This is a genomic window from Mycobacterium kubicae, assembly GCF_015689175.1.
In the GTDB taxonomy this organism is placed as follows: domain Bacteria; phylum Actinomycetota; class Actinomycetes; order Mycobacteriales; family Mycobacteriaceae; genus Mycobacterium; species Mycobacterium kubicae.
This window is the reverse complement of record NZ_CP065047.1, coordinates 2175553-2192289: the sequence shown is the minus strand read 5'-3', so window position 1 is coordinate 2192289 and position 16737 is coordinate 2175553. Positions and strand designations below refer to the sequence as shown.

The window sequence follows — 16737 nt, the reverse complement described above, 5'->3', positions numbered from 1 at the left end:
ACCGGTCAGCGCGCTGGGGAGCGCTGCAACTCGAACAGCGGGATGACCCGGCTGGTCTTGTTCTGGTACTCGGCGAAGCCGGGCGCGGCCGCGGCGACCTTGGCGAAAATCTCGTCGCGCTCGGCGGGTGGCAGTTCGTGGGCGGTCACGTCGAACGACTCGGTGCCCACTTCCACGTGCGCCTGGGGGTTGGCCCGCAGGTTGTGCACCCAGGCCGGATTTACCGGGGCACCGGCGAAGGACCCGACGATGATCAGCTTGCCGTCGATGGTCAGGTAGGCCAGCGGTGAGGTGCGCTGCTCGCCGGACTTGGCGCCGGTGGTGGTGAGCAGCAGGAGGTCCGATTCGGCGAACTGGCCGCCGACCTTGCCGCCGTTGGCCCGGAATTCCTCGACAATGCCGGCATTGAACGCCTTGACCGTTTCGGCGTCTGGAATCTCTTGTGTCATGACCGGTCAAACCTGCTTCGGTTTGGCGTCTATTCCGGATTCCTTGCGTTGCTGGGCGGTGATCGGCGCCGGCGCATCGGTCAGCGGGTCGACACCGCCGCCGGTCTTGGGGAATGCGATTACCTCGCGGATCGAGTCGACCCGAGACAGCAACGCGTTGATGCGGTCCCAGCCGAAGGCGATCCCGCCGTGCGGGGGCGCACCAAAGGTGAACGCCTCCAACAGGAATCCGAACTTCTCTTCCGCTTCGGCTTGGTCCAGACCCATGACTTTGAAGACGCGCTCCTGGATGTCGCGGCGGTGAATACGGATCGATCCGCCGCCGATCTCGTTGCCGTTGCAGACGATGTCGTAGGCGTCGGCCAACACCGCGCCCGGGTCGGATTCGATGCGGTCCTGCCACTGCGTCTTCGGTGAGGTGAAGGCGTGGTGCACCGCCGTCCATGCGCCGGACCCCACCGCCACGTCCCCGGCGGCCGTGGCCTCGTCGGCAGGCTCGAACAACGGCGGATCCACGATCCACACGAAGGCCCACTCGTCGGGGTCGATCAGATCGAGCCGGTGCGCGATTTCGATCCGGGCCGCGCCGAGCAGAGCGCGCGAGGAGCGCACCGGCCCAGCCGAGAAGAAGATGCAGTCGCCCGGGTTGGCCCCGACATGGGCGGCCAGGCCGTCGCGTTCGGCGTCGGACAGGTTCTTGGCGACCGGGCCAGCCAGGGTGCCGTCCTCGCCGACCAGTACATAGGCCAGGCCGCGGTGCCCGCGTTGTTTGGCCCACTCCTGCCAGCCGTCGAGCGTGCGGCGCGGCTGCGAAGCCCCGCCCGGCATGACGACCGCACCGACATACGGGGCCTGGAAGACACGAAACGTGGTGTCGGAGAAGAACTCCGTGCACTCCACCAGCTCCAGCCCGAACCGCAGATCGGGCTTGTCGGAGCCGAAGCGGCGCATGGCCTCGGCGTAACTCATCCGCGCGATCGGGGTCGGGATCTCGTAGCCGATCAGCGCCCACAGCGCGGTGAGAATCTCCTCCGAGATGCCGATGATGTCCTCGGCGTCGATGAAGCTCATCTCCATGTCGAGCTGGGTGAACTCCGGCTGCCGGTCGGCGCGGAAATCCTCGTCCCGATAGCAGCGGGCGATCTGGTAGTACCGCTCCATCCCGGCCACCATCAGCAGCTGCTTGAACAGCTGCGGGCTTTGCGGCAGGGCGTAGAAGGAGCCCGGATGCAACCGCGCCGGGACCAGGAAGTCGCGTGCCCCTTCCGGCGTCGAACGGGTGATGGTCGGCGTCTCGATCTCGACGAACTGATGACGCGCCAGGACCGCACGGGCCGCGGCATTCACCCTGGACCGCAACCGAATTGCCACGGCCGGGCCGTCGCGGCGCAGGTCGAGGTAGCGGTACTTGAGCCGCAGCTCCTCCCCCGCCGGCTCGTCCAATTGGAAAGGCAGCGGCGCACTTTCGCCGAGCACGGTCAGGGTCCTGGCGTTGACCTCGATGTCACCGGTGGCGATCTCGGGGTTGGCGTTGCCTTCTGGACGCACTTCGACGACACCGGAGACGGCGACGCAGAACTCCGAGCGCAGCCGGTGGGCCTGGGCCAGCACGTCGGCCTCGCGGAACACCACCTGGGCCACGCCCGACGCGTCACGCAGATCGATGAAGATGACACCGCCATGGTCGCGGCGGCGCGCCACCCAGCCGGCCAAAGTGACCTGCTGCCCGGCGTCGCCCTCCCGTAATGAACCAGCGGCGTGGCTGCGCAGCACGAACACTTCCCTTCGGTTGGATGACTGCTCAGTCTAGAGGGCCGGTCGGATTGCCCGATCCGCCCGGTACGTTGGGCCTATCACGGAAAACATCGCGCTCGTCGGACCCGGCGCCGTCGGTACGACGGTCGCGGCGCTGTTGCACCGGGCCGGACATCCGGTGCTGTTGTGCGGGCGCACCGGCCGCGACGGCATCGAACTGCGGCCCGACGACGCGGACCCGATCTTGGTGCCCGGGCCGGTGCACACCGATCCCGCCGACGTCACCGCAGGGGTCGACGTGGTGATCCTGGCGGTGAAGGCGACGCAGAACGAGCAGGCCCGTGCCTGGCTGACCCGGCTCTGCGACGAGCACACCGTCGTGGCGGTGCTGCAGAACGGCATCGAGCAGGTCGAGCAGGTCGCGCCGCTGTGCCCTTCGTCGGCGGTGGTTCCCGGCCTGGTGTGGTTTTCGGCCGAGACCATGCCGGGCGGCTGGGTGCGGTTGCGTGGCGAAGCGGCGCTGGTGCTGCCCACCGGACCCGCCGCGGAGTCGCTTGCCCAACTGCTGCGCAGCGCGGGATGCCGGGCCGACTGCGACCCCGACTTCATCACCGCCGCCTGGCGCAAGCTGTTGCTCAACGCGCTGGCCGGTTTCATGGTGCTCTCCGGGCGGCGATCGGGCATGTTCCGCCGCGACGACGTCGCCGCGTTGTCCCGCCGCTATCTCGCGGAATGCCTGTCGGTGGCGCGCGCCGACGGCGCCCGCCTCGACGAGGGCGTGGTCGAGGAATTGGTGAACCTGTTCCGGTCCGCGCCGGAAGACATGCCGACCTCGATGCTGGCCGACCGGGAAGCTCACCGCCGGCTGGAGTGGGACCTGCGCAACGGGGTGATCATCCGCAAGGCCCGTGCCCACGGGCTACCCACCCCGATCAGCGACGTGGTGGTGCCGCTGCTGGCCGCGGCCAGCGACGGGCCGGGATAGCCGGCGTTACGCTCGCGAGCATGCACTCCTGCCAGCGGGTCGACCTGAGCTTCCTCGAGACGGCGCCATATGTCTTTCACAGCAGCGTCGATCTGGCCATCACCCCTAAGCAGTTGTTCGAGGTGCTTTCCGACGCCGAGTCGTGGCCGCAGTGGGCGCCGGTGATCACCAAAGTGACTTGGACCAGTCCCCAGCCTTATGGCGTCGGCACCACCCGCACCGTCCACATGCGCGGCGGCCTGGTCGGTGACGAGGAGTTCCTGGTCTGGGAGCCATTTACCCGCATGGCTTTTCGGTTCAATGAGTGCTCCACCCGAGCCGTGAGGGCGTTCGCCGAGGAGTACCGGGTGCAGGCGCAGCCGGGCGGCTGCCGGCTGACCTGGACCATGGCTCAGCAGCCTGCCGGTCCCGCCGGACTGGGGATGTTTCTGGCCCGTCCTTTGCTGCAGCGAGGGCAGCGACGTTTTCTGGCGAACCTGCGGAGGTATACCGACACTCGATACGCCACCGGCAGCCGGCGATAGGCTGGTTGCGCCGACTGCTAGGTCCGAACCCCGGGGAGCGATGCGATGGTTTTCAACGAGGGCATGCAGATCGACACGAGCACCGCGTCCTCCTCAGGTGGTGGGGGCGGCCGGTTGGCCCTGGGCGGCGGGCTGGGCGGATTGCTCATCGTGGTGGTGGCCATGTTCCTCGGAGTCGACCCTGGCGGCATCGTCAGCCAGCAACCGCTGAACACCCGTGACGACGTCGCACCCGGCTTCGACCTCAACCAGTGCAAGACCGGAGCGGACGCGAACAGGTTTGTGCAGTGCCGGGTGGTGGCCACCGGCAACTCCGTCGACGCGGTGTGGAAGCAGTTGATGCCCAACCGGTACACCCGCCCGCACATGCGTCTGTTCAGCGGGCAGGTGAGCACCGGCTGCGGACCCGCCAGCAGCGACGTCGGCCCGTTCTATTGCCCGGTGGACAAGACCGCCTACTTCGACACCGACTTCTTCCAGGTGCTGGTCACCCAATTCGGTTCCAGTGGTGGGCCCTTGGCCGAAGAGTATGTGGTGGCCCACGAATACGGCCACCACGTGCAGAACCTGCTGGGCGTGCTCGGTCGCGCCCAACAGGGAGCGCAGGGCGCCGGCGGCAACGGCGTGCGCACCGAGCTGCAAGCCGACTGCTACGCCGGGGTGTGGGCCCACTATGCCTCGACTGTCAAGCAGGAGAGCACCGGTGTGCCGTATCTGCAACCGTTGAGCGACAAGGACATTCAAGACGCGCTGTCGGCCGCGGCCTCGGTCGGCGACGACCGCATCCAGCAACAGGCGACCGGCCACACCAACCCCGAGTCCTGGACGCACGGCTCGTCGGCGGAACGCCAGAAGTGGTTTACCACCGGCTACCAGACCGGTGACCCCAACAAATGTGACACGTTCAGCGCCAGCGACCTCGGGTAGACGGCTTATTCGCCAGTCAGAAGGGTTTGCAACTCTTTTCGGCCCTGCTCATCCAGCGGCAGCAGTGGTGCCCGCGGGTCTCCGGCCGGGAAGCCGAGCAGGTCGAGGCCGGCTTTCACCGTGGTGGCCAGTCCGCCCGCGACGATGTATTCCAGCAAGGGCTTGAGGTCGTCGTAGAGAACCTGGGCCTTCTCCAGGTCGCCGGCGCGCACCGCCTGGTAGAGGTCGATGCACGGTTGTGGCCGCAGATTCGGTGCCGCCGTGCACCATCCGGATGCGCCGGCCTTGAGCGCCTCGAGCACCAAGGGGTTGCTGCCGTTGTAGAAGGGCAACTGGCCCCCGCTGAGTTCGGCGATGCGCCGCATCCGGGACAGGTCACCGGTGGATTCTTTGACCATGGTGAGGTTGTCGGTGGTCTCGAACATGCTGACCAGCAGTTCCGGGCTCATGTCGACGCCGCTGGTGGCCGGGTTGTTGTAGGCCATGATCGGTATGTCGATCGCCTCGCCGATGCTGCGGTAGTGCTGGGCGATCTCGCGCTCGGACAGCTTCCAGTACGACACCGGCAAGATCATCACGGCATCGGCGCCCGCGCGTTGCGCATACTGGGCGCGCCGAATCGTCTTGGCCGTGGTGACATCTGAGACACCGGTGACCACCGGCACCCGCCCGGCCACGGTCGCGATGGTGGTGTCGACGACGGTGTCGAACTCGGCCTCGTCGAGGTAGGCCAACTCGCCGGTGCTGCCTAACGGGGCGATCGCGTGGACTCCCGAGGAGACCAGCTTCTCCACCAGGGCGGCCAAGCGCTCGGTGTCGATGCCGCCCGAGCTCGCGAATGTTGTTACCGGATAAGCGATGATGCCGCGGATCTTCGGCGTCTCGGACACAGATGAGCTCCTTAGCTGGTCAGGGCGTCGGGATGGCGCTGCAATGCGCGGCGCGCGTAGTAGGCGAAGTTGGCCCGGCTCCGGGCCGGCGTGAGCGTCCAATCGTGGGCTTCGCGCGCCAAGGCTTCCGGAAGTTCTTTGACCGTACCGGCGGCCATGGCGGCCAGCTGCAGTTTGGCGGCGCGCTCGATCAGTACCGCCAGCGAGCACGCCTCTTCGATGCTGGCGCCGGCGACGACTTGGCCATGATGCGCGAGCAGCACCGCCTTCTTGTCGCCCAGGGCGGCGGTGATGATGGCGCCCTCCTCGTTGCCGACCGGAACCCCCGGCCAGTCGGGCAAAAACGCGCAGTCGTCGTACAAGGGGGTGGTGTCCATGTGTGAGACCACCAGTGGCACCTCGAGCATCGACAGCGCCGCCACGTGGAAGGGGTGAGTGTGCACGATGCACTGCACGTCGGGGCGGGCGCGGTAGATCCAACTGTGAAAGCGATTGGCAGGGTTGGCCATTCCGTCGCCGTCGAGCACGTTCAGGTCCTCGTCGACCAACAGCAGATTGTCTTCGGTGATCTCGTCGAAGCCAAGACCTAGGCGCTGGGTGTAGTAGGTACCGGGCTGCTCGGCCCTCGCGGTGATCTGGCCGGCCAATCCGGAGTCGTGTCCGGCGTCGAACAACGCCCGGCACGTCAGGGCGAGTTTTTGCCTGGTGCTCAATTGCGACTCGGCGTCGTGGGCGGCCAGCCGATCCTGCGCCCGTCGCATCAGCTCAGCTTTGGAGTCGGTGAAAGTGCTCGCCATGTGACACACTGTACTCAATAGGAAACTTTGTGTCATTGGGGGTGCCGCGGTGAAACTACGCGCCGTCCGCCGGCAGCGCGGCTTGACACTCGACATGCTGGCCACCCAAACCGGGCTGACGAAGAGCTACCTCTCCAAGATCGAGCGCGGCCAGAGCACGCCGTCGAGCGCGGTGGCGCTCAAGGTCGCCCGCGCACTGGACGTCGATGTCGGGCGGTTGTTTTCCGACGAAACGGCCGAGGAGAAGATCACCGTCGACCGCGCGGCCCATCGCATCGGCGACCGCTACCGGGTGCTGGCGTCACCGTTGCTGGGAAAGTCCATGTCGCCCTTCGTCGTCCGGCCGACCGCCGGGCCTGCGGACGATCCCCATCCCGAGCACGCCGGGCAGGAATTTGTGTTCGTGCACCAGGGCCGCGTGGAACTGGTGTACGGCGATACGACCATCACGCTCGACGCCGGCGACAGCGCGTACTTCGATGCGTCCGTCAGCCACAAACTAAGGGCGCTCGACGAGCAGCCGGCAGAGGTGATCGTGGTCGCCCATGCCGATCCCGGGAGACGCTGAGTCCAGTTACCAGGGCCGCGTCGAGCAGGTGACCCCGGTCGTCGCCCGTTGCTCGACCACCACCTGGCCGTCCACGGCGATCTGGCAGTGCAGTTCAGGGGTGCTGCCCGAGCCGCAGTCCGGCCAGTGACAGCCGCCGCTGGCGCTGACGATCGCCCACTGGTTCGGGTTCGCCAGCGTGGCGGTGTACACCAGCGGTTGGTCGGCGGTAAAGGTCGCCGGCGCGGTGGTCATGAACTGCGACGAGTTGGCGTCATAGGCCGCCTGGCTGGGCGGATCGCTGCTCATGTATCGCACGTTGCCGGTCAGATTGCCGGTTGTGGTGACGGTGTAGGTCACTTGATGTCCGGCCGGATCCGCGTATGAGGTCGCGGGCGCGATGAGCCCCACCACCGCTGCAACCAGCGCCATCGCGACCGCGCTTGCCAATATTCGCACGTTCGTCATATCGAAAACGCTACCGGATTCGTTACCCGTGCTGCTGCGGCCGCGGGCGCCAGCAGCGCGTTTACCGGGGGGTTGCCTGGCTCGGGTATGAAGCAGGGCATGAGCGACGAGGTGCCCCCGGCCGAGGAGGGAAGTCCCGCCCCGAGTGGAATCAGCCGCCGCAGACTACTGGCCACCAGCGCGGCCTCCGCCGTGATCGGTGCGGGTGTCGGCGCGGGCGGCGTTGCGTTGCTTCGAGCACGGTCGGCCAGCCCGGACGTCTGGTCCCAACCCGATCGCACCGGGGCGCCGCCGGTACACGGTTTGCACCTGCAGTTCGGCAGGAACGCCAGCACCGACGTGGTGGTGTCCTGGCACACCACCGACGCCGTGCGCAATCCGCGAGTCATGTGGGGCAGTCCGACCTCCGGGTTCGGTGAGGTGGTAGCAGCCGAAACACGAACCTATCGAGATGCCAAGTCCAACACCGAAGTTCGGGTGAACCACGCCCGCGTCAGCGGATTGAATCCGGACACCGACTACGTCTACGCCGCCGTGCACGACGGCACCGACCCCGCGCTCGGCACCGTGCGGACCGCGCCGTCGGGCCGAAAACCGTTCCGGTTCACCAGCTTCGGCGACCAAGGCACGCCAACTCTGGGCAAGTTGGTGAACGGCAAGTACGTCAACGACAACAACGGCTCCCCCGTGGCCGGTGACACCACCACAGCCATCGAACGCATGGCGCCGCTGTTCAATCTGGTCAACGGCGACCTGTGCTATGCCAACCTGGCGCAAGACCGGATCCGCACCTGGTCGGACTGGTTCGACAACAACACCCGCTCCGCCCGCTACCGGCCGTGGATGCCGGCCGCGGGCAATCACGAGAACGAATTGGGCAACGGCCCCATCGGATACGGCGCTTACCAGACCTACTTCGCCGTGCCCGATTCCGGCGCCAGCCAGGAGTTACGCGGCCTGTGGTACTCGATCACCGCGGGTTCGGTGCGGGTGATCGTCTTGAACAACGACGACATCTGTTTTCAGGACGCCGGCAACTCCTACGTGCACGGCTACTCCGGTGGCGAGCAAAAGCGCTGGCTGCAAAGCGAACTCGCCGCCGCACGCCGCGACCCGGCGATCGACTGGGTAGTTGCCTGTATGCACCAGACGGCGATCTCCACCGCCGACCACACCAACGGCGCCGACCTCGGCATCCGCCAAGAATGGCTGCCGCTGTTCGACCAGTACGAGGTCGACCTGGTGGTGTGCGGCCACGAACACCACTACGAACGGTCCCATCCGCTGCGCGGGACGATGGCCACCGACACCCGCACGCCCATCCCGGTCAGTACCCGCACCGACCTCATCGACCCGACCAAAGGCACGGTGCATCTGGTGATCGGCGGCGGTGGCACCGCCAATCCGAGCAACGCGATGTTCTTCCCCCAACCGCGTTGCCGCGTGGTCACCGGCGTCGGTGATTTCGATCCGGCGCTGCGGCACAAGGCGCCGATCTATGTGCAGGAGGACGCGCCCTGGTCGGCGTTTCGGGACCGCGAGCACCCGTACGGTTTCGTCGCTTTCGACGTCGATCCCGGTCCGGCGGGCGGCAACACGTCGATCACGGCGACCTACTACGCGGTCAGCGGACCGTTCGGCGCGGTCACCGAGGTGGACCACTTCACGCTGAGCAAGCCGCGCCGCGCTTAGAACAGCGTCGGCTGTAGGGGTTCGGGCGTTGTGGCGGCTTCGGCGACCGCGGGCACCTCGCGATGATGACGCCCGTTCAGCCGATATTTGGCGACCAGCGGTGCGGCGCGGTCGCGCAGCATGTCGCGGTAGTGCGGCGGCAGGTAGGCGCCGCGTCGATACAGCTCGCGGTACCCGGCGACCAGCTCGGGATGCGTGCGCGCCAGCCACGACATGAACCAGCCGCGGGTCGAGCCGCGCAGGTGCAGACCGAACACGGTTACGCCGGTGGCACCGGCGGCCGCGATCTGGCCCAGCAGCCCGTCGAGGTGCTCGACGGAGTCGGTGAGATACGGCAGCACCGGCGCGACCATCACATGGCAGTTCAGCCCGGCGTCGCGGATGGCGGTGATCAGCGCCATCCGCGCTTGAGGCGTGGGCGTACCGGGCTCGACGTCGCGGTGCAGGTCGGGGTCACCGACGGCCAGCGAGATCGACACCGAGAGCGGCACCAGTTGCGCGGCCTCGGCGATCAACGGTAGGTCGCGGCGCAGCAGGGTGCCCTTGGTCAGGATGGACATCGGCGTGCCAGATGCGGCCAGGGCGCCGATGATGCCCGGCATCAGTGCGTAGCGGCCCTCGGCCCGCTGGTAGGGGTCGGTGTTGGTGCCCAGCGCTACGGTTTCGCGCCGCCACGAGGGCCGACGCAGTTCCCCGCGCAGCACCTCGACGACGTTGGTCTTGACCACCAACTGGGTGTCGAAGTCGGTGCCGCAGTCGAAGTCGAGGTACTCGTGGGTGGGGCGGGCGAAACAGTAGCGGCAGCCGTGCGAGCAGCCGCGGTAGCCGTTGACGGTGTAGCGGAACGGCAGCGCGGCGGCGTTGGGCACCTTGTTCAGCGCTGACTTGCACAGCACTTCATGGAAGGTGATGCCGTCGAACTGCGGCGCCCGCACGCTGCGGACCAGGCCGAGCCGCTGCAGTCCGGGCAGCGCGCCGTCGTCGACCGGTGTGCCGTTCACCGCAACGGCTTGGTCAGCCCAACGCATACCATCAGTCGAACACTAGTTCGATGCACTGTCAAGCGTCGCCGTCACGGGTCGTCGCCTGTTTTCAGCAAGGCCTCCTCGGGGTGGTGGTAGGTGTTGGTGCGGGGTTGGCCGTGGTCCAGGTGTGGTGGGGGGATCCATTCGGTGTCGCCTCGGGTGTTGGTGCGGGTGGTGTAGCCCTGTTCGGCGAGGGGGTGGTGGCCGCCGCAGGCCAGGGTGAGTTGGTTGATGTCGGTGGTGCGGGATTGCGCATACGGGATGACGTGGTGGACTTCGCAGTAGTAGCCGGTGACGTCGCAGCCCGGTGCGGTGCAGCCGCGGTCTTTGGCGTACAACACGATGCGCTGGGCCGGGGAGGCCAGGCGCTTGGTGTGATACAGCGCTAAGGCTTTGCCGCGGTCGAAGATGGCCAGGTAGTGGTGGGCGTGGCGGGACAACCGGATGACGTCGGACATGGGCAGCAGCGTGCCCCCGCCGGTTAAGCCTTTCCCGGCGGCGGCTTCGAGGTCGCGCAGGGTGGTGGTGACGATAATGCTGGCGGGTAGGCCGTTGTGCTGGCCCAGCTCACCGCTGCACAGCAGGGCCCGACACGCGGCCAGCATCCCGTCGTGGTTGCGTTGGGCCGCCGAGCGCAGATCGTGGCGGACCGCGTCTTCGGACGGCGCCCCTTCGACGCACGGGGTGTCGTCGTCGGGGTTGCACATGCCCGGGGCGGCCAGTTTCGCCAGTACCGCTTCCAGGGCGGCGCGCGCTTCAGGGGTCAAATAGCCCGTCAGCCGCGACATGCCATCGACGTCCTGCTTACCCAACATGACCCCGCGGCGCCGCGCGCGGTCGTCGTCGGTGTAGTCCCCGTCCGGGTGCAGGCAGTCCATCAGGCGTTCGGCGAGTTTGGCCAACTGGTCTGGCCGGTACTGACCGGCCAAGCGCGCGAGATGGGCTTCGGCCTTCTCCTGCGTCTCCACATCCACATGGGCCGGCAGGTGCTTGACGAAATCCCGGATGACCCGCACGTGCCCGTCCCCGATTCGGCCGGCGCGCTGCTCCTTCGCCGTGGCGGTCAGTTGTGGCGCCAACGCCTCCCCGGTCAACGCGCGGCGCGCACCGAGATCGGCGGCTTCCCCGATCCGCCGACTGGCCTCACCGCGAGTGATCCGCAACCGCGACGCCAACGCCGCAGGCAACCGACCACCCAGTTCTTCCTCGCCGGCTTGGGCGGCGAGCTGATTGATCAACTCATGGCGCGCCGCCGGCAACCGTCGCGCCACCCGCTCCAACCGCTCCAACAACCGCAACCGCTCCGGAGTGGTCAACGCATCAAACGACAAACCACACAAGCGATCCAGGTCGGCATCGAGCGCGTCGAAGACCTCACCGATCTCCTCCCGCGTACTCGAACTCATGTTCGAATAATACGAGCACCCACCGACAAAACGCCGTGCATTGTTGCTCCTGAAACAGAAGTGGCACAAGATATTTGGCATGCAGGCAGACAAGCGACGCCGACTCCATTACGCCCTGGGCGCGGCGCTCCTCATCGTCGGCGCGCTCCTCACCATGATCCTGTTCGCCACCGCCGCGAAGCGAATCACCACCCGAGTGCCAACCGATGTCGAGGTCTTCAGCGACGGGCAGCGATCGATGCTGCGGGTGCGGGCCGGTGAAACGAAAACGATCTACGCCAAGGGCTCCTCCGGCCATGATGTGCGCTGCACCATATACGCGGCCCCATTGCCCACCCCGAACCTGTCCCCCTACGACTTCCGGCTGCGCCCGACACAATGGCGAGCGGTCTACCGTTTCACCCCTCAGGCCGACGGCAACTATGCGGTCAGCTGCACCGGCCCCGCCGATGCGCGCTATGCCGTCGGCGAGTACATCGGCGCCGAGCAGTTCACCGTCCCACTGGCAGGCATCGGCGCGGGCGTCGTCCTCATGCTCGCCGGGACGGTGGTCCTGGCCAGGACGGCCATGAAGAAGCCTACTGACCTAGCCGCGAAAGAACCTCTGCCACAACAGAATCGGATTCCACCGACACCTGATCCCCCGTCCCAAGGTCCTTGACGCCAATGGTCCCCGCCTCGATGTCGCGGTCCCCGGCGATCAACGCGAGGCGAGCACCGGAGCGGTCGGCCGCCCGCATCGCTCCCTTGAGCCCACGATCACCGTAGGCAAGGTCGACCCGCACACCGGACGAACGTAATTGGCCAGCCAGCACCGCAAGTCGCAGCTTCGCCGCGTCACTCAGTGGCACCGCGAACACCTCGCAGCGGGCGGTCTCCCCCACGCTCTTGCCCTCGGCGCGCAAAGCCAGCACAGTACGGTCCACCCCCAGCCCAAAACCAATGCCGGACAAGTCCTGTCCGCCGAGTTGACACATCAGGCCGTCATAGCGCCCGCCGCCGCCGATGCCGGATTGTGCGCCTAGCCCGTCGTGCACGAACTCGAATGTGGTCTTGGTGTAGTAATCCAGACCGCGCACCATGCGCGGGTTGATGACGTAGGGCACCCCGAGCGCATCCAGGTGAGCCAGCACCGTGTCGAAATGCTGCTTGGCGCCATCGGAGAGATGATCGAGCAGCACCGGCGCGTCGGCGGTCATCGCGCGTACCTCGGGTCGCTTGTCATCGAGCACCCGCAACGGGTTGATCTGGGCGCGCCGCCGGGTGTCCTCGTCGAGATCGAGCCGAAACAGGAAGTCCTGCAACAGTTCCCGGTACTGCGGGCGGCAGGTCTCGTCACCCAGGGAGGTGATCTCCAGACGGAACCCGTCTAGGCCCAGCGACCGGAACCCGGCGTCGGCCACGGCGATCACCTCGGCATCCAGCGCCGGATCGTCGACGCCGATCGCCTCGACGCCGACCTGTTGCAATTGGCGGTATCGTCCGGCCTGCGGGCGTTCGTAGCGGAAGAACGGGCCGGCATAAACCAGCTTGATCGGCAGCCCGCCGCGGTCCAGCCCGTGTTCGATCACCGCGCGCACCACCCCGGCGGTGCCCTCGGGTCGCAGCGTCACCGAGCGGTCGCCGCGATCGGCGAAGGTGTACATCTCCTTGGACACCACGTCGGTGGATTCGCCGACGCCGCGGGCGAAAAGCGCGGTGTCCTCGAAGATCGGCAACTCGATGTGGCCGTACCCGGCGCGGCGGGCAGCTTCCAGCAGACCGTCACGCACGGCGACGAACTGCACCGAATCCGGCGGGACGTAGTCCGGCACGCCTTTGGGGGCCGAGAATTCCGTCACGGACTCAAGCCTTCGAGGAACGGATTGAATCGACGCTCGGCGCCGATGGTGGTCGAGTTGCCATGCCCGGGTAGTACCACGGTCGTGTCGTCGAGCACCAACAATTTATCGACGATGGAGCGCAGCAGATCCCGGCCGCTGCCCCCGAACAAATCGGTGCGGCCCACTGAGCGCTCGAACAGGGTGTCGCCGGTGAAGACCACGTCGGCGTCGTTCTCGGCGGCCTGCAGGATGCGAAAGCACACCGATCCGCGCGTGTGCCCGGGCGTGTGGTCGACGTTGACCGAGATGCTGCCCAGATCGATCTTGTCGCCGTCGCGATCCAGCTCGACGACCTGCTTGGGTTCCCGGAAGAACGCACCGGCGACCAGCTGGGCCATTCGCGGACCCAGGCCGTAAATCGGGTCCTTGAGCATGAAGCGGTCTTCGGGATGGATGTAGGTGGGGCAGCCGAAGGTGTCGGAGACCTTCTGCGCCGACCACATGTGGTCGATATGGCCGTGGGTGATCAGTACCGCAGCCGGGGTCAGCCGATTCTCGTCGAGGATGCGCCGCAGCGGACCCATCGCACGCTGCCCCGGATCCACGATGATCGCGTCGGTCCCGGGGCGCTCAGCAAGCACGTAACAGTTGCACTGCAGCAACCCCGCGGGAAATCCGGTGATCAACACGCTGCCCAGTTTCCCATCTCCGCGCGATGCGGCCCGACCGCGGGCCACTTGACACGGGTCGCAGCGCCCACATTAGCCTGGGCTGGCCACTCGGCCCGATTCACCGGACAGCAGGGAGGACATCGGCCGTGCCCACCAATCAGCAGCGCCGTGCGAACGCCAAGCGCAAACTCGAACGGCAGCTGGAGCGCCGCGCCAAGCAAGCCAAGAGGCGCCGCCAGCTGGCGATCATCGGGGGCTCGGTCGCGGCGGTGGCCGTGATCGCGGCGGTGGTGATCACCCTGGTCGTCACCAAGCACGACGACAAGAGCAAGCCGTCGGCGAGTCCCACCTCGTCGGCGACCACGTCGGCACCCGCTCCGGGAGCCGCCCCGCCGTTGCCGTCGTTCAAGCCGTCGGCCAACGTGGGAGCGAATTGCCAGTACCCGCCGTCACAGCAGCCTGCAGCCAAGCCGGCCAAGCCGCCGCGCACCGGCAAGATCCCCACCGACCCGGCGTCCATCAGCGTCAGCATGGTCACCAGCCAGGGCAATATCGGCATCATGCTGGCCAACAACGAATCGCCTTGCACGGTCAACAGTTTCGCGAGCCTGGTGGGTCAGAGGTATTTCAACGACACCAAATGCCACCGGCTGACCACCTCGCCCAACCTGGGCGTGCTGCAGTGCGGCGACCCCACCGGCGAAGGCACCGGTGGCCCCGGATACCAGTTCGCCAACGAATACCCCACCGACCAGTACCCGCCCAACGATCCCGCGCTGCAGCAACCCGTGCTGTATCCGCGCGGAACGCTGGCCATGGCCCACTCCCGGGTCCCCAACAGCAACGGCAGCCAATTCTTCATGGTCTACAAGGACTCACAGCTGCCGCCTGACTACACCGTCTTCGGCACCATCCAGGCCGACGGATTGGCCACCCTGGACAAGATCGCCGCGGCCGGGGTAGCCGGCGGCGGTGAGGACGGTGCGCCCGCCACCGAAGTCACCATCAAGTCGGTGCTGCTCGACTAACGCACGTCCGCGCAGGCGGATGCGGGAAGGACACGGAAAGGACGCCGGTGACCGGTAGCGAATCCGAAACCACCTTCGGGCGATACCGTTTGCTCGGATTGCTGGGCCGCGGCGGCATGGGGCAAGTGTTCCGCGCCTACGACACCGAAACCGACCGGGTCGTCGCCATCAAGGTCCTGCCGCCCCACCTGGTGGAGGACCGCGAGTTCGAACATCGATTCCGCCGCGAGGCACGCACCGCCGCCGCCCTCAACGACCCGCACATCGTGCCGATTCATAGTTTTGGTGAAATCGACGGCCGGCTCTATGTCGACATGCGCCTCATCGAAGGGCGCGACCTGGGCGCGTTCATCGCCGAAAACGGCGGCCGGCTCGACCCGGCCACCGCCGTGGCGATCGTCGAACAAGTCGCCGGGGCGCTCGACAGCGCGCACCAAGTCGGGCTGGTCCACCGCGATGTCAAACCGTCCAACATCCTGGTCGCCAACGCCCGAAACTTCGTCTACCTCATCGACTTCGGTATCGCGCGCGCCACCACCGACACCGCCATCACCACCACTGGACACACCATGGGCACGCTGGCCTACATGGCCCCCGAGCGGTTCCGGGGCAACACCGATCCCCGCGCCGATGTGTACTCGTTGGCGTGCGTGCTCTATGAGTGCCTGACCGGCCGGCGCCCCTACCCCGGTGACAGCCTGGAAGAACAAATCAGCGCGCACCTCAACAACCCGCCGCCGCGGCCGTCGACCACCACAGCCGGGATACCACCGGCCTTCGACGAGGTGATCGCCCGTGGCATGGCGAAAGATCCGCAGCTTCGCTACCAGTCGGTGCACGAACTGGCCGAGGCAGCACGTGCGGCGCTGACAAACACCGCGTTACCGAACCCGCACGCCCCCAGCCCACCGGCCCCCGCACCGCCGCACGCGTCTAACTGGTCGATCTGGGTTGGCGTCGCCGCGGCGGCGGCGCTGATCTTGGTGGTGGCCGTGGTTGCTGTCTACGTGCTGCGCGACCACAAGACGTCGAACAACACCGCGTCGCCGGCGCCGAGCAGCGCCCGGGTGACCGACGTCCCCGGAACAGCACAGGCTGAGCCGAAGGTGCCTGCGCTGCCGGCTTTTTCGCCGCCGGCCAATGTGGGCGCCAACTGTCAGTACCCGCCCTCGACGGATGCGGCGGCCAGACCGGTCAAGCCGCCACGAACCGGCCGGGTGCCCACCGATCCGGCCGAGGTGGGGGTCACCATGACCACCAATCAGGGCGCTATCGGTCTGCAGCTGGCCAACAACAAGGCCCCCTGCACGGTCAACAGTTTCGTGAGTCTGGCGCAGCAGGGGTTCTTCGACGACACCGGTTGCCACCGCCTGACCGCGGCGCAGACGCTCAGCGTGCTGCAGTGCGGCGATCCGAAAGGTGACGGAACCGGCGGCCCCGGTTACGAATTCGCCAACGAGTATCCAACCAACCAATTCGCCGCGCGTGATCGAGCGCTGACCCAGCCGATGCTGTATCCGCGTGGAACCATCGCCATGGCCAACGCCGGACCCGACACCAACGGCAGCCAATTCTTCCTGGTCTACGACGACTCCGAATTACCGCCGCAATACACGGTTTTCGGCACCATGGACGAGGCTGGGACGGCCGTCGTGGAGAAGATCGCCAAGGGCGGCATCGTGGGCGGCGGAGAGGACGGAACCCCGGCAACCGCCGTCACGATCGCCTCGGTGCGTCTGGACTAGTTCGC

General features: G+C 67.1%; 17 protein-coding genes. 8 read left to right on the top strand and 9 right to left on the bottom strand.

Annotation, left to right across the window (positions count from 1 at the left end; all coding sequences use genetic code 11):
- Positions 1-5 precede the first annotated feature (5 nt).
- Positions 6-449, bottom strand: coding sequence for a nitroreductase family deazaflavin-dependent oxidoreductase (locus tag I2456_RS10530; RefSeq protein ID WP_085073016.1), 444 nt, complete (start codon positions 447-449; stop codon positions 6-8).
- 6 nt (positions 450-455) lie between these two features.
- Positions 456-2228 (bottom strand): aspartate--tRNA ligase, encoded by a 1773-nt coding sequence (gene aspS, locus I2456_RS10525; RefSeq protein WP_139823030.1) that lies wholly within the window; start codon positions 2226-2228, stop codon positions 456-458.
- 73 nt (positions 2229-2301) lie between these two features.
- On the opposite strand from aspS, the gene I2456_RS10520 reads away from it, so the two are divergent.
- From I2456_RS10520 to ypfJ, 3 genes are read left to right on the top strand one after another with little or no spacing between them, the layout of a single operon-like run.
- Positions 2302-3189: an oxidoreductase gene (locus I2456_RS10520; protein WP_186246632.1), complete on the top strand. Its 888-nt coding sequence runs from the start codon at positions 2302-2304 to the stop codon at positions 3187-3189.
- A gap of 20 nt (positions 3190-3209) precedes the next feature.
- On the top strand, positions 3210-3713 hold the full coding sequence (locus I2456_RS10515) for an SRPBCC family protein (protein WP_085073018.1): 504 nt from the start codon (positions 3210-3212) through the stop codon (positions 3711-3713).
- A gap of 45 nt (positions 3714-3758) precedes the next feature.
- A complete protein-coding gene (gene ypfJ, locus I2456_RS10510) occupies positions 3759-4640 on the top strand; it encodes a KPN_02809 family neutral zinc metallopeptidase (protein WP_068031546.1) in 882 nt (293 codons plus the stop codon).
- A 5-nt stretch (positions 4641-4645) separates the two neighbouring features.
- Here ypfJ and I2456_RS10505 read toward each other — a convergent pair whose 3' ends face one another.
- Positions 4646-5530, bottom strand: coding sequence for a dihydrodipicolinate synthase family protein (locus I2456_RS10505; RefSeq protein ID WP_085073019.1), 885 nt, complete (start codon positions 5528-5530; stop codon positions 4646-4648).
- Between the two features lie 11 nt (positions 5531-5541).
- Positions 5542-6327 carry an aldolase gene (locus I2456_RS10500; RefSeq protein WP_085073020.1) on the bottom strand — a complete coding sequence of 262 codons (786 nt, stop codon included), beginning with the start codon at positions 6325-6327 and terminating at the stop codon, positions 5542-5544.
- A 94-nt stretch (positions 6328-6421) separates the two neighbouring features.
- Here I2456_RS10500 and I2456_RS10495 point away from each other — a divergent pair, with 94 nt between their 5' ends.
- Positions 6422-6895, top strand: coding sequence for a helix-turn-helix domain-containing protein (locus I2456_RS10495; RefSeq protein ID WP_085073031.1), 474 nt, complete (start codon positions 6422-6424; stop codon positions 6893-6895).
- 6 nt (positions 6896-6901) lie between these two features.
- Here the strand turns inward: I2456_RS10495 and I2456_RS10490 are convergent, their stop codons facing one another.
- Positions 6902-7342, bottom strand: a complete 441-nt coding sequence (locus tag I2456_RS10490) for a hypothetical protein (RefSeq protein ID WP_068031536.1) — start codon at positions 7340-7342, stop codon at positions 6902-6904.
- A 99-nt stretch (positions 7343-7441) separates the two neighbouring features.
- Here I2456_RS10490 and I2456_RS10485 point away from each other — a divergent pair, with 99 nt between their 5' ends.
- Complete coding sequence (locus I2456_RS10485; RefSeq protein WP_085073032.1) at positions 7442-9034, top strand: purple acid phosphatase family protein; 1593 nt, start codon at positions 7442-7444, stop codon at positions 9032-9034.
- Here the strand turns inward: I2456_RS10485 and I2456_RS10480 are convergent.
- A complete protein-coding gene (locus tag I2456_RS10480; RefSeq protein WP_085073021.1) occupies positions 9031-10062 on the bottom strand; it encodes an Rv2578c family radical SAM protein in 1032 nt (343 codons plus the stop codon). The two genes, I2456_RS10485 and I2456_RS10480, sit on opposite strands and share 4 nt — an antisense overlap.
- Before the next feature lie 44 nt (positions 10063-10106).
- Positions 10107-11465: an HNH endonuclease signature motif containing protein gene (locus tag I2456_RS10475; RefSeq protein WP_163703819.1), complete on the bottom strand. Its 1359-nt coding sequence runs from the start codon at positions 11463-11465 to the stop codon at positions 10107-10109.
- A gap of 79 nt (positions 11466-11544) precedes the next feature.
- On the opposite strand from I2456_RS10475, the gene I2456_RS10470 reads away from it, so the two are divergent.
- Positions 11545-12126 carry a hypothetical protein gene (locus I2456_RS10470; protein ID WP_139823021.1) on the top strand — a complete coding sequence of 194 codons (582 nt, stop codon included), beginning with the start codon at positions 11545-11547 and terminating at the stop codon, positions 12124-12126.
- On the opposite strand, the gene hisS is transcribed toward I2456_RS10470, so the two are convergent.
- Complete coding sequence (gene hisS / locus I2456_RS10465) at positions 12044-13306, bottom strand: histidine--tRNA ligase (RefSeq protein WP_085072946.1); 1263 nt, start codon at positions 13304-13306, stop codon at positions 12044-12046. The two genes, I2456_RS10470 and hisS, sit on opposite strands and share 83 nt — an antisense overlap.
- Positions 13303-13977 carry an MBL fold metallo-hydrolase gene (locus I2456_RS10460; RefSeq protein WP_068032344.1) on the bottom strand — a complete coding sequence of 225 codons (675 nt, stop codon included), beginning with the start codon at positions 13975-13977 and terminating at the stop codon, positions 13303-13305. The genes hisS and I2456_RS10460 overlap by 4 nt, the downstream gene beginning before the upstream one ends.
- Positions 13978-14105: 128 nt before the next feature.
- Between I2456_RS10460 and I2456_RS10455 the strand changes: the two genes are divergently transcribed.
- Positions 14106-14987 (top strand): peptidylprolyl isomerase, encoded by an 882-nt coding sequence (locus I2456_RS10455; RefSeq protein WP_085072947.1) that lies wholly within the window; start codon positions 14106-14108, stop codon positions 14985-14987.
- Positions 14988-15034: 47 nt separating this feature from the next.
- Complete coding sequence (locus tag I2456_RS10450; protein WP_255322622.1) at positions 15035-16732, top strand: protein kinase domain-containing protein; 1698 nt, start codon at positions 15035-15037, stop codon at positions 16730-16732.
- The last annotated feature ends 5 nt before the right edge of the window (positions 16733-16737 follow it).